The 12,489-nt window shown below is 73.0% G+C and carries 12 protein-coding genes; 5 read left to right on the forward strand and 7 right to left on the reverse strand.

Annotated features, from left to right (window positions below):
* Window positions 1-15 precede the first annotated feature (15 nt).
* Window positions 16-1,410: a hypothetical protein gene (locus ACWC21_RS18740; protein WP_450883098.1), complete on the reverse strand. Its 1,395-nt coding sequence runs from the start codon at window positions 1,408-1,410 to the stop codon at window positions 16-18.
* Window positions 1,411-1,737: 327 nt separating this feature from the next.
* Here ACWC21_RS18740 and ACWC21_RS18745 point away from each other — a divergent pair, with 327 nt between their 5' ends.
* Window positions 1,738-2,559, forward strand: coding sequence for a putative protein N(5)-glutamine methyltransferase (locus tag ACWC21_RS18745; protein ID WP_450883100.1), 822 nt, complete (start codon window positions 1,738-1,740; stop codon window positions 2,557-2,559).
* Here the strand turns inward: ACWC21_RS18745 and ACWC21_RS18750 are convergent.
* The gene (locus ACWC21_RS18750; RefSeq protein WP_450883102.1) at window positions 2,531-4,609 is read right to left on the reverse strand and encodes a SpoIIE family protein phosphatase; all 2,079 of its coding nucleotides are present in this window, start codon (window positions 4,607-4,609) and stop codon (window positions 2,531-2,533) included. The genes ACWC21_RS18745 and ACWC21_RS18750 overlap by 29 nt on opposite strands.
* Before the next feature lie 203 nt (window positions 4,610-4,812).
* Here ACWC21_RS18750 and ACWC21_RS18755 point away from each other — a divergent pair, with 203 nt between their 5' ends.
* Window positions 4,813-5,184 carry a hypothetical protein gene (locus ACWC21_RS18755; protein WP_450883275.1) on the forward strand — a complete coding sequence of 124 codons (372 nt, stop codon included), beginning with the start codon at window positions 4,813-4,815 and terminating at the stop codon, window positions 5,182-5,184.
* An 18-nt stretch (window positions 5,185-5,202) separates the two neighbouring features.
* On the opposite strand, the gene ACWC21_RS18760 is transcribed toward ACWC21_RS18755, so the two are convergent.
* Window positions 5,203-5,613, reverse strand: coding sequence for a tautomerase family protein (locus ACWC21_RS18760; protein WP_450883104.1), 411 nt, complete (start codon window positions 5,611-5,613; stop codon window positions 5,203-5,205).
* A 167-nt stretch (window positions 5,614-5,780) separates the two neighbouring features.
* Between ACWC21_RS18760 and ACWC21_RS18765 the strand changes: the two genes are divergently transcribed.
* Window positions 5,781-7,796, forward strand: a complete 2,016-nt coding sequence (locus ACWC21_RS18765; protein ID WP_450883106.1) for an FAD-dependent oxidoreductase — start codon at window positions 5,781-5,783, stop codon at window positions 7,794-7,796.
* Between the two features lie 42 nt (window positions 7,797-7,838).
* A complete protein-coding gene (locus ACWC21_RS18770; RefSeq protein ID WP_450883108.1) occupies window positions 7,839-8,399 on the forward strand; it encodes a PadR family transcriptional regulator in 561 nt (186 codons plus the stop codon).
* A gap of 12 nt (window positions 8,400-8,411) precedes the next feature.
* Here ACWC21_RS18770 and ACWC21_RS18775 read toward each other — a convergent pair whose 3' ends face one another.
* Window positions 8,412-8,951 carry a hypothetical protein gene (locus ACWC21_RS18775; RefSeq protein WP_450883110.1) on the reverse strand — a complete coding sequence of 180 codons (540 nt, stop codon included), beginning with the start codon at window positions 8,949-8,951 and terminating at the stop codon, window positions 8,412-8,414.
* A gap of 504 nt (window positions 8,952-9,455) precedes the next feature.
* On the opposite strand from ACWC21_RS18775, the gene ACWC21_RS18780 reads away from it, so the two are divergent.
* On the forward strand, window positions 9,456-10,160 hold the full coding sequence (locus ACWC21_RS18780) for a glycoside hydrolase family 75 protein (protein WP_450883277.1): 705 nt from the start codon (window positions 9,456-9,458) through the stop codon (window positions 10,158-10,160).
* Between the two features lie 56 nt (window positions 10,161-10,216).
* Here the strand turns inward: ACWC21_RS18780 and ACWC21_RS18785 are convergent, their stop codons facing one another.
* The 3 genes from ACWC21_RS18785 to dhaK are packed head-to-tail and all read right to left on the reverse strand — an operon-like array spanning window position 10,217 to window position 12,265.
* Entirely contained in the window at window positions 10,217-10,627 is a 411-nt protein-coding gene (locus ACWC21_RS18785) for a PTS-dependent dihydroxyacetone kinase phosphotransferase subunit DhaM (protein WP_450883112.1), read from the reverse strand.
* Entirely contained in the window at window positions 10,620-11,228 is a 609-nt protein-coding gene (gene dhaL, locus ACWC21_RS18790; RefSeq protein ID WP_450883114.1) for a dihydroxyacetone kinase subunit DhaL, read from the reverse strand. The genes ACWC21_RS18785 and dhaL overlap by 8 nt, the downstream gene beginning before the upstream one ends.
* 44 nt (window positions 11,229-11,272) lie before the next feature.
* Window positions 11,273-12,265 (reverse strand): dihydroxyacetone kinase subunit DhaK, encoded by a 993-nt coding sequence (gene dhaK, locus ACWC21_RS18795; protein WP_450883116.1) that lies wholly within the window; start codon window positions 12,263-12,265, stop codon window positions 11,273-11,275.
* Between the last annotated feature and the right edge of the window lie 224 nt (window positions 12,266-12,489).

The raw sequence follows: 12,489 nt of genomic DNA on the forward strand, positions 1-12,489 counted from the left end.
GACGGCGGCGAGGGGTCAGTCGAAGGTCGCGAGACGCGGACGGCTGCGGTGCGCGGGCGTACGGCGGCGGTCTCCATGGGTGGGGGCCCGCCCGGGGCCGATGAGACCCGCCCGGTAGAGCCCGTAGGTGATACGGCGCTGCGCGGCCGCCCGCAGGGCGTCCCGCAGCTCGCCGCCGCGCAGCAGCACCTCGGGACCGAGGAGTCCCTCGACGACGGCGAGCGCCCCGGCGGTGTCGCCGTGGTCCAGGCGTTCGCGTACGCCGGTGAGGCAGTCGGGGCGGCGGTGCGCCTCGTCGATGAACTGCAGACAGGGCAGCGGAGGCCCGCCGAGCGCGGCCAGGAGTTCCTCCCGCCGGAGCTCGGCCGGGTCGTGGTCCAGAGCCGCCAGCACGCCGTCGACCAGACCGATGCGGTGCCGGGCGCCCCGGCACTCCACCATGCGTGGCCCGTCCGGCGCGGCGCGCGGAGGGGCGGAGCCGGACGGTGCGCGATCGGGTGCCAGTGCGGAGGCGACCAGCGGGTGCAGCCGGTCGGCTTCGAGGAGTCCGGCACGGAGCAGCGCCAGGTCGGGCAGGACCCAGGTCGCCGCGTCCGGCAGGACGGGCAGCGCGGCGAACCCGCCGTCCGGGGGTGCGGTCGCGACCACGCCCGGCGTCGCACCGTCCTCGTCCGCGGCCGGCCCCAGGACGAGCCGCCGCCGCGCGCCGAACCGTACGGCGACGGTGCCGGAGGAGCGCCCTTCGCTGCGGAGCAGGATCGCCGCCTCCGCCGCCCACCGGTCGACGGCGAGGCCGAGCCCCGGCGGCACGCCGTCCGGCGGGGCCGGAGCCCCGGGCGGACCGCCGTCGGCGTGCGGCGGCCGGTCGGCGCCGGAGCGGACCCGTAGCTCGTCCGACCTGCGCGCGTCCCACAGGTGGCGGTGCAGGTCGAGCCGGAAGCGCCGGTCGGGACGCGGATGCGGATGCCGGCCGGCGCCGGATCCGGATCCGTCCCACAGCGTCAGGCTGATCCGCTGACCGGCGTCCGCCCAGGCCGGCGGGGTCCGGGCCACCAGCTGCGGCGCGTCGGCCGCGGCACGCCCGGCGCCGTCGTACCGGGCCAGCGTCAGGGTCACCCCCGGGCGCAGCAGCCCGTCGGGGGCGACCCTCGGCATGTGCCAGCGCAGCAGGTCGGGCGCCAGGTGGCGGAGGTCGGCCCGGAGCCGGGCCGCGAGTTCACGGCCATGGACCCGAGCGACGGAACGCAGATCGAGGTCGACATCGACACCGGCGGCGGCGCACGCCCCCGCCCAGTCCCCGGCGCGGCGGCGGGCGGACGCGGTCTCGATCATGGACGGCGGCACGGCGAACTCGCGCACGCGCAGCCACAGGGAAAGCCGGGAATCCCCGTACACGGTCGCAGTGAGCATCAGCACTCACCTTGCGTGTACGGGACCCCCAATCCGGAAGCGGAGTGAGTTGTCATCGCGGCGAGCGTAGCGGGCCCCTCCGGCACGCGCCACGCAGTTTCGCACGGGCGTGAACTCGGTGCGGCCGAGGGGCCGTCCGGGGCGCTGAGGTAAGGTTGCCGTCCGGCCGAGGACAGTCCCGGCCGCAGGCTGTCGAGGAGGTGGGACCCATTACCGCTGTGTCAGCGCGGGTGCTCTCTCCCGATGACGGCACGGGTCACCGGCACCGGTGACCGCGTCGCGAGAGCGCCCCACGGCCCCAGGCCCGTCGAAAGGCTCTCTGCTTCCATGCCCCCTCTTTCTCCTCTTTCCCCTGCCGCCGTCGTCACCGCGCTGCGCTCCGCAGGCTGCGTCTTCGCCGAGGACGAGGCGGAGTTGATCCTCGCCACCGCCCGAGACCCGCAGCAGCTCGCCACCATGGTGGACCGGCGCGTCGCCGGGCTGCCCCTCGAACACGTCCTCGGCTGGGCCGAGTTCAGCGGTCTGCGGGTCACCGTGGAGCCGGGCGTCTTCGTACCCCGCCGGCGCACCGAGTTCCTCGTCGAACAGGCCCTCGCTCAGGCCCCGGAGACGGCCGTCGTCGTCGACCTGTGCTGTGGTTCGGGCGCGGTCGGCGCGGCCCTGGCCGCCGCCCTGGGACAGGTCGAGCTGCACGCCGCCGACATCGACCCCGCCGCGGTGCGCTGCGCCCGCCGCAACGTCGCCCCCTACGGCGGTCACGTCCACGAGGGCGACCTGTTCGCGGCGCTGCCCGGCGACCTGCGCGGCCGGATCGGCATCCTCGCCGCCAACGTGCCGTACGTCCCCACCGCGGATGTCGGGCTCCTGCCCACGGAAGCACGCGAGCACGAACCGCTGGTCGCCCTCGACGGCGGCCCGGACGGCCTGGACGTCCTGCGCCGGGTCGCCGCGGCGGCCCCGGACTGGCTCGCCCCCGGCGGCTGTCTGCTCGTCGAGACGAGCGAACGCCAGTCCCCGACGGCCGTCGAGGCCTTCACCCGCGCCGGCCTGACCACGCGTCTGGCCGTGTCGGACGAAATGTACGCCCATGTGGTGATCGGCGTGCACGTCGGACACGGGCCTACGCCGGCTCCTGCGCCCGTGCGATGAGGAGTGCCACGTCGTCGTGGTTGTCGGGGTGGTGCATCGTCCGCAGCAGGAGGTCGCAGACCTCCTCCAGCGGACGGGCGGGCCCGTCGAGCAGGGTCAGGAGGGCGTCCAGCCGCTCGTCGAGCGAGTGGCGGCGCGTCTCCACCAGACCGTCGGTGTAGAACACGAGCTCGTCCCCCGGGGCGAAGTCGACGGTGACCGTGGAGAAGCCCACGCCCCCGACACCCAGCGGCACACCCGTCGGCAGTTCCAGCAGTTCGGGCGAACGGCCGGCCCGCACGCGCACCGGGGGAAGGTGCCCCGCGTTGGCGATCCGGCACTGGCGCAGACCGGGGTCGTGGACGGCGTACACGCAGGTCGCGATGGAGTGGTCGAGTCCCGAGGTGGTCTTGTCGAGGTGCTCGAGCAGGGCCGCGGGATCCAGGTCGAGCGCGGCCAGGGTGGTCGTCGCGGTGCGTAGCCGGCCCATGGTCGCGGCGGCGCTGATGCCGCTGCCCATCACGTCCCCCACGACCAGTGCGGTCTTGCCGTCCTCCAGGGGGATGACGTCGAACCAGTCGCCGCCGACCTCGCTGGTGGCCCCGGCCGGCTGGTAGCGGGAGGCCACCTCGAGGCCGGTGGTCACCGGCGGATGGCTGGGCAGCAGACTGCGCTGCAGGGTGAGCGCGGTGTCGCGGGCGTTCTGGTACCAGCGGGCGTTGTCGATCTGCACGGCCGCACGGGCGGCCAGTTCCCGGGCGAGCAGCAGATCGTCCTCGCCGAAGGGTTCCGGGTTCCGCGTGCGCTTGAGATCGAGCGCACCGAGCACCTCGCCGCGCGCGATCAGCGGTACGGCCAGATACGAGTGCAGGCCGGCCCGGCCGAGCAGGGCGGCCGCCTCGGCGGAGCGGGCGATGCGGGGCAGGTCCTCGTCCTTGACCTGAGCCACCAGGACCGGACTGCCGGTCCTGACGCACTCGGTGACCAGGCGGTCGGGTGCGTACCGGGCGATCTGCCCGGGCGGGTCGGCGGCGCTCAGGACGTCCGGCCCGCCCTCGGCACGGACGGCCAGGGCGCGGATCAGCGCCGGCTCGGACGGCCCGAGCGTGCTGCGGCGTCCCTCGACGACCGCGTCCAGGAGGTCCACGGCGGCCACGTCGGCGAGTTCCGGCACGGCGACGTCGGCCAGTTCCCGGGCGGTGCGGTCGAGATCCAGCGTGGTGCCGATCCGGGCCGAGGCGTCGGCGATTACGGCGAGGCGGCGTCGCGCGGCCTCGGCCTCGACGCCCGCCCGGTACTGCTCGGTGGTGTCCACCATCGACGCCGCCACACCCAGCACCGTGCCCGTGGCGTCCTCCAGCCGGTACAGCGAAACGGACCAGGCGTGGTCGTCGTCCGGGTCGGCCGGGGTGCGGCCCACGGTGGACCGGTCGACGACCGGCGTCCCGGTGTCCAGGACCCTGCGGGCCGCGGACTCCAGTGCGTCGGCGTCCAGCCGCGGCACCACCTCGCGCATGGTCCGTCCGGTGTGCTCCGCGGCGGGCACACCGTTGATCCGCTCCAGCGCCGGGTTGACCGAGACGTACCGCAGCCGCGTGTCCAGCACGGCCAGGCCGATCGGCGACTGCCGCACCATGCGCTGGGACAGCGCCAGGTCCTGCTCCAGCCGGCGGACCGTCGACTGGTCGGCGGCCAGCCCCAGCGCGTACGCGTTGCCCCGGTCGTCGAGCAGTCGCATGTTGCGGAACTCCACCAGGCGGGTGCCGCCGTCCTTGTGCCGGACGGGGAAACCCCCGGCCCAGCTCTGGCCCGTCCGCAGCACGTCGGCGAACAGTTCGCCGACCAGTTCGATGTGCTGTTCGTGCACCATCAGGCGGGCCGCGTAATGCCCGAGCGCCTCCCCAGCCGAGTAGCCGAACAGCTCCTCCGCCTGGGGACTCCACAGCACGACGCGCCCACGGAGGTCCAGCACCACCGAGGCCACCCCCAGCACGTCGAGGAGGCCGCTCGGCCGCACCGGCCCGCGCGGGGTCTCCCCGCTCCCGTTCCTGGGAGCCTCGGCTGCACTCATGCCACGCACCGCCTCCTGCCGGTCGCACGGCACCCGTTCCCCAGTGCCGCCTCTCCTTGTTCTACCGCGCTCACACGTTCCACCGCGCCCACACCGGCTCTCCGGCGTAGTGCTCCAGCGGGAGTAATGCTTTCCTGAGGATGGACGCGGTTCGGCGGGGTACCCCGTTCCACCGCAGCGCGGCCACGAAAGGAGCGATCATGATGAACGCGGAGCGGTCGCATCCGGAAACCGTCTCGGTGGAGATCAGTGGGTGCTCCAAGGAGGACGCCCGGGTCGTCTTTGATGCCCTGGGCCACTGTTTCACCTCCGACCGAGGCCCCGAGGAGGTGCCGCAGCAGCTCCATGAGACCCGTCCCATGGTGTGGCTCGGCACCTACGACGTCGCGGACTCCCACGCCGGGTCCTGCTCGCCGGTCCGGCTCTCGTCACCGGTTCTCGCCGACGTGCAGGGCGGCTACTGGGCCGTCGACCGGTTCCGGCACACGCTGGACTCGATGTTCACCGTCCACGAGACCTGCACGGCCTCCGGCGACCAGGAGAGGGATCTCCACCTCCGGCTCGAAAGCCGCTGACCGGGTTCCGGCCCGCCGTCACGACGCCCCGACCGCCCCACCGGCGGCCGGGGCGTACTGCGTCTCGCCGAAGCCGAGGGACCAGTCGACCGACTCGTTCTCGGTGACGGTGACCAGTACGTTGCGCGGTTCGGTGCCCGCGTAGGCGTGTGCGAGCGCGGCGATCCGCCGGTACAGCGCCCGCTTCTGCCCCGGGGTGCGCCCGGAGCGCATGGTGATCGCGACGAAGACGACGCCGTCGTCCCGGTGGATGCCGAGGTAGTCGTCGTAGCGCAGGGTGCCGGTCGCGCCGTCATGGCAGGTCAGCACCTGGAACAAGTCGTCGGGCGGGACGCCGAGCGCCTCCACGAGGGCGTCCTGCACGGCCCGGCCGAGGGACTGCAGGCGGTCGCGGTCGGTGCCGAGCGCGTCGATGCGGACGAAGGGCATGGCAGTTCCTTCCGGAATGCGGGCGGGCGGCGTGAGCGGAACCGAGTGTACATACTAGTAGTTACAGAGTGGCGGGATTCACTGCCGAGCGATTGTGCAACTAGTTGCAAAAAGCTGGGTCCCTCCTCTACAACTACAGGCGACGACACCGCGTACGGAGGGCCCCGATGAGCCGTTACCCGCATCTGCTGACCCCGCTGGACCTGGGATTCACCACGCTGCCCAACCGGGTGCTCATGGGCTCGATGCATGTGGGACTGGAGGAGGCCGAGCGCGGGTTCGAGCGGATGGCGGAGTTCTACGCGGCCCGCGCGCGCGGGGGAGTGGGGCTCATCGTCACCGGCGGCATCGCCCCGAACGAGGAGGGGCGCCCCTACGAGGGCGGCGCCAAGCTCACCAGCGAGGCCGAGGCCGAGCAGCACGCCGCGGTCACCGCCGCAGTGCACCGCGAGGGCGGCCGTATCGCGATGCAGATCCTGCACTTCGGCCGGTACGCCTACCACAAGGACCTCGTCGCGCCGAGCCCGGTCCAGGCGCCGATCAGCCCCTTCCCGCCCCGCGCGCTCACCGACGACGAGGTCGAGCGCACGATCGACGACTACACCCGCGCCGCCCGCCTGGCCCGGCAGGCAGGCTACGACGGCGTCGAGATCATGGGCTCCGAGGGCTATCTCATCAACGAGTTCATCGCCGCGCGGACCAACCACCGCACCGACCGCTGGGGCGGCTCCTACGAGAACCGCATGCGCTTCCCGGTCGAGATCGTCCGGCGGGTGCGCGAGGCCGTCGGCGAGGACTTCATCATCGTCTACCGGCTGTCCATGCTGGACCTGGTTCCGGGCGGCTCCTCCCTGGAGGAGGTCGTCACCCTCGCCAAGGCCGTCGAGGCCGCCGGGGCGACGATCATCAACACCGGCATCGGCTGGCACGAGGCACGCATCCCCACCATCGCCACCTCGGTGCCGCGCGGCGCCTACACCTGGGTGACCGAGAAGCTCATGGGCGAGGTGTCCGTCCCGCTGGTCACCACCAACCGCATCAACACCCCCGAACTCGCCGAGCAACTGCTCGCCGAAGGCCGCGCCGACATGGTCTCCATGGCCCGCCCGATGCTCGCCGACCCGGACTTCGTCGCCAAGGCCGCCGCCGGGAAGCCCGAGGCCATCAACACCTGCATCGGCTGCAACCAGGCCTGCCTGGACCACACGTTCAGCGGGCAGATCACCTCCTGCCTGGTCAACCCGCGCGCCTGTCACGAGACCGAGCTGGTCCTCTCGCCGACCCGTCTCGCGAAGCACGTGGCCGTCGTGGGCGCCGGCCCCGCCGGCCTCGCCTGCGCGGTCAGCGCCGCCGAACGCGGCCACCGGGTCACCCTCTTCGACGCCGCCGGCGAGATCGGTGGCCAGCTGAACGTGGCCCGCAAGGTCCCGGGCAAGCAGGAGTTCGACGAGACCCTGCGGTACTTCGGCCACCAGCTCCAGGAGCACGGAGTGGACGTACGGCTGAACACCCCGGTGGCGGCCGAGGACCTGGCCGACTACGACGAGGTCGTCGTCGCCACCGGTGTCACCCCGCGCACCCCGGACATCCCCGGCGTGGACCACCCCCGCGTCGTGGGCTACCTCGACGTGCTGCGGGGCGCCGCCCCCGTCGGCGACCGGGTGGCGATCCTCGGCGCGGGCGGCATCGGCTTCGACGTCGCCGAGTTCCTCACCGACGGCGATGACAAGGCGAGCGAGGACCCGGCGACGTACTTCCGCGCCTGGGGCGTCGACATGGACTACCGCACACCCGGCGGCCTCACCGCCCCCGAGCGGCCCGCGCCGCCGCGCACCGTGCACCTGCTGCAGCGCAAGGCCACCAAGGTCGGTGCCGGGCTCGGCAAGACCACCGGCTGGATCCACCGCACCGAGCTCAAGCACCGCGGAGTCACCATGGTCCCCGGCGTGCGTTACGACCGCATCGACGACGCCGGACTGCACATCACCGTCGGCGAGCGGAGCACCGTCCTCGAAGTCGACACGATCGTGCTGTGCACCGGCCAGGAGCCGCGCCGCGACCTGTACGAGGAGCTGGTCGCCGCCGGACGCCCGGCGCACCTCATCGGAGGGGCCGACGTCGCAGCCGAACTGGACGCCAAGCGCGCCATCAAGCAGGGCACGGAGCTGGCGGCGGCCCTGTAGACGACGCCGGAACGACACCACGCCGTCCCTAGGATGGAGGGCATGTCACTCCCGCACGCGATCCTCACCGCCCTACTGGAGAAGCCGTCGTCGGGGCTGGAGCTGACCCGCCGCTTCGACAAGTCGATCGGCTACTTCTGGTCGGCGACGCACCAGCAGATCTATCGCGAGCTGGGAAAGCTGGAGGCCGAGGGGTACATCCGCGCCCTTCCGGCCGAGCAGCCGGCCCGCGGGCAGAAGAAGAGCTACGAGGTTCTGCCCGCGGGGCGCGCCGAACTGACCCGCTGGACCTCCGCGTCCCAGGACCCCAAGCCGCACCGTGACGCCCTGCTGCTGCGGCTGCGCGCGGCGGCGGTGGTCGGCACGGCGGGGCTGGAGGCCGACATCCGCCGCCATCTGGAGCTGCACCGGCGGCAACTGGCCGAGTACCAGCAGATCGAGCGGCGCGACTTCCCGCCGGACCGCGACAGCACCCAGGACCGGTTGCGCCATCTGGTGCTGCGCGCGGGCATCGACCTGGAGACCTTCTGGACCCAGTGGCTGGCCCACGCCCTGACCGAGTTCGCCGAGCTGCCCGAAGACGCCGCCGAGGACAGAACCTGACGGCGGGCCGGATCAGAGCCGGTACGGCCTCGAGCGGCGGCGCAGGACCCAGCCCGTGGCGATGAGACCGACGCCCACCAGCGCCCCGCCCACGGCGATCGTGACCGGGCCGTAGTCGTGCGCGGTGCCGCCCGTGCCGCCCATGACGCCGCGCGACGGAGAGGGGGCGGACGTGGCGGAGATCGTCGGCCTCGAGGGCGGCGCGACGATGACCGCCTGGGTGCCGGCGGTGATGCCGTTGGAGCAGACGACCACGACGGTGTACGTCCCCGGACTCACCCCCGACCAGGCGGCGGACTGGGTGGCGGACGTGCCGGACAGAGCCACCTGGCGGCCCTGCGCGAAGCTGCCCTGACTGCTCGTGAGCAGTGAGGCGGTACCCCAGCTGCCGTTCACCTGGGTGCAGGTGCTGGTCGTGACCGACACCGTGGAGCCGGTGGTGCTGACGGAGATCCCCGAGACCGCGCCGGCCGGCCCGGCGAGCCAGATCGGGAGCGCGGCGGCGGACGCCACGGTGAGGCCGGAGCGGAGGAGAAGTCGAGTAGTGCGCATTGGCTGCCCTCCGGCGGCACGGTTGGCGGTACGTCCCATGCGCCGCCGGGGGTCGGAAACGTCCGTGCTGCCTCAGGGTCAGCAAACGTGCGTCCGCGCCGTCCCGCATGCGGACCGCACCCGGCTGGGTGATGCGTTGCCGTGTCGGGGCGGGGCGCCGTCCCGGGGGCCCGGCCGGATCCGACCGGGCCGCACGGTCCGTGGCGCCGTTGGTGTGATCACCTCAATCCTGCTCGACAGATGTGATGGTCCTATTTGGCGACCGGTGATGGGCTTTACGTATGCTGAGTCACCTCACGGCTGAACTCCCTTGCAGTACAGGTCAGTTCACGCCTGGGGCGCGGAACGCTGTCGTCGCCGATCCCGCGCCCGTGCGGGCGGCCGGGGCGGCCTGGGCCGACACGGGCTCGGGTCCCCGGTCTCCCGGCATCTCATGGGGTGTCCGATATGTCAGATTTGGCCGGGTTACTGTCCTCGTCCCCCCATGAGAGGGTCCTCATAGTGTTGCGTGCCCAGGCACTGACGCTGGCCGCGGCCGGCGCCGCCGCCCTGCTCGTCCCCACGCCGCAGCCCGGCCCCGCCTTCGCCGTACGCCACCGCGCGGCGCCCGAGCCGCGGAGCGAGGGCCGGATCCAGGCCGCGGACCTGCTGGCCAAGGCACACGACTGCGTTCCGGTCTCCCACGGCCGCTACCGCTCCGACGCCTCGGGCTCCGCGAAGATCCGGGTCTGCGCCACCCGCGACGCGGTGTTCTGGAAGGCCGACATGGACATCGACTGCGACGGCCGGCCCACCGCCCACTGCAACCGCCGCACCGACCCGCTGTTCTGCGCCGCCACCGCGTACCGGCAGTCCGACGGCCGTCATCTGAGCGCCGAACGCCTGCCCTACATCGTCGTGCCGGCCCGCAGCCCCATCTGGGACCCCCGCGCGCAGGGCGTGCGCGGGGGCTCGGTGGCCGCAGTCGTCTACCGGGACACGGTGCGGTACGCGGTCGTCGGCGACACCGGGCCGCGCGACATCATCGGCGAGGCCTCGTACGCCACCGCCCGGGACCTCGGCATCCCCGCCGATCCGCGCACCGGCGGGGTGCCGTCCGGCGTCACGTACATCGTCTTCAAGCACTCGCGGGTGAAGACGATCGAGGACCACGCGGCGGCGGTGGCGACCGGTGAGCGGCTGGCCCGGCGGTTCCTCGGCGGCGCCTGAGCGGGGACCGGACACGACGGCCCGCTCCCCGTGCACGGCAGGGGCCGCCTTCCGCGTCATGTCTTGCGGTACGTGTACGCCTCCACGGCCGCCGCCTCCACCGCGTCCAGGTCGGCGCCGGTCGCCGCCGTGACCACCGCGGCCACCGCGCCCTCCAGGAAGGGGGCGTCCACCAGCCGGGAGTGCCGCGGCAGTTCGTCCCCCTCCGCGAGCAGTGCTTTCACGGTGAGCACCGCGCTCCCCAGGTCGGTGAGCACGGCGACCCCGGCGCCCCGGTCCACGGCCGCCGCCGCGGCCGCGATCAGCTCGGCGCTGGTCCCGAGCCCGCCGGCCTCGGTGCCGCCCGCCGAGGCGACCGGAACCGCCGTACCGCCGGCGGCCAGTCCTCTGGCCAGCTCCGCGACGGAAGCGGCCACGTCCGCGCTGTGCGACACCAGCACGATCCCGACCAGCGCGCCGTCACTCACCTGCGGCCTCCGCCGCCTGTTGGAGCGCCGCCATCAGCAACGCCGACGAGGTGGCGCCCGGGTCCTGGTGGCCGATGCTGCGTTCTCCGAGATAACTCGCCCTGCCCTTGCGGGCCTGCAGCGGGATGGTGGCCTCGGCCCCCGCCTCGGCGGCGGACCGGGCCGCCGGGAAACCGTCGCCGAGCGCGTCGACGGCCGGAACCAGGGCGTCGATCATGGTCTTGTCCCCGGGCGCGGCACCGCCGAGCGCCATCACTCCGTCCACGCCCGCCCGCAGCGCCTCGGCGAGCTGCTCCTCGCTCACCTCGGCGGTGTCCCCGAGCGCCTTGCCCGTACGGCGCAGCAGAGTGCCGTACAGCGGCCCGGACGCGCCCCCGACCGTGGAGATCAGTTGGCGCCCGGCCAGGGTCAGGACGGCGCCCGGCGTGTCCGGCGCCTCCTTCTCCAGGGCGGCCCGCACGGCCGTGAACCCGCGCTGCAGATTGCTGCCGTGGTCCGCGTCCCCGATCGGCGAGTCGAGGGCGGTGAGCCGTTCCGCCTCACGGTCCACGGATGCGGCGGTCGCCGTCATCCAACGGCGGAAGAAGTCGGCGTCGAGCACTGGGTCTCCTTGCGTGGTGGGTGGGTCGGTCGCTCCGGTGCGCCTCACATGCCCCAGCGCAGGGCCGGAGTCCGCACCGGCGCGTCCCACAGCCGGAGCAGTTCCTCGTCGACCTGGCACAGGGTGACCGAGGCGCCCGCCATGTCCAGTGAGGTGACGTAGTTGCCGACGAGCGTGCGGGCCACGGCGACACCGCGCTCGCCGAGCACCCGCTGCACCTCGGCGTTGAAGCCGTACAGCTCCAGCAGGGGGGTGGCGCCCATGCCGTTGACCAGTACGAGGACCGGGTTGCGCGGCGTGAGGTCCTCCAGGATCGCGTGGACCGCGAAGTCCGCGATCTCGCCGGAGGTCATCATCGCCCGTCGCTCCCGGCCCGGCTCGCCGTGAATCCCGATGCCCAGTTCCAGCTCGCCCGACGGCAGGTCGAACGTGGGACTGCCCTTCGCCGGGGTGGTGCAGGCGCTGAGCGCGACACCGAAGGTGCGGGAGTTCTCGTTCACCTGGCGGCCGATGGACTCCACCCGCTCCAGCGGCTGTCCCTCGGCCGCGGCGGCGCCCGCGATCTTCTCCACGAACAGTGTGGCGCCGGTGCCGCGCCGGCCTGCGGTGTAGAGGCTGTCGGTGACCGCCACGTCATCGTTGACCAGCACCTTCGCCACCTGAATGCCCTCGTCCTCGGCGAGCTCGGCGGCCATGTCGAAGTTGAGCACGTCGCCGGTGTAGTTCTTCACGACGAACAGCACGCCCGCCCCGCTGTCCACCGCGGCGGCCGCCCGCGCCATCTGGTCCGGCACCGGGGAGGTGAACACCTCACCGGGACAGGCCGCGGTCAGCATGCCGTGTCCCACGAACCCGCCGTGCAGCGGCTCGTGCCCCGATCCTCCGCCCGAGACCAGCGCCACCTGCCCGGACACGGGGGCGTCCCGCCGTACGATCACCCGGTTCTCCACGTCGACGGTCAGCTCGGGATGAGCGGCCGCCATACCCCGCAGCGCGTCCGCGACCACGGTCTCCGGGACGTTGATCAGCATCCTCATGGTGTCTCCTCGTGAGCTTGACACTTGCGCCCGGAACCTGTGTCTCAGCAGGTCACCGGCATGAAGGGCGATTTTTGATCTTGACGCTTCGTTGTGGTCGGGGGTGGGTGGCCGGTCCGGTCGGGGCATCACCCGTTCCGTCTATTGGCAGTATCGACCTTGCATCGGCGAAGGACACCCGCGACCGTCAGGTTTCACTTTCCGTGACCCCATGTCGCCGAGTG

It is taken from the genome of Streptomyces sp. NPDC001348 (assembly GCF_053597535.1).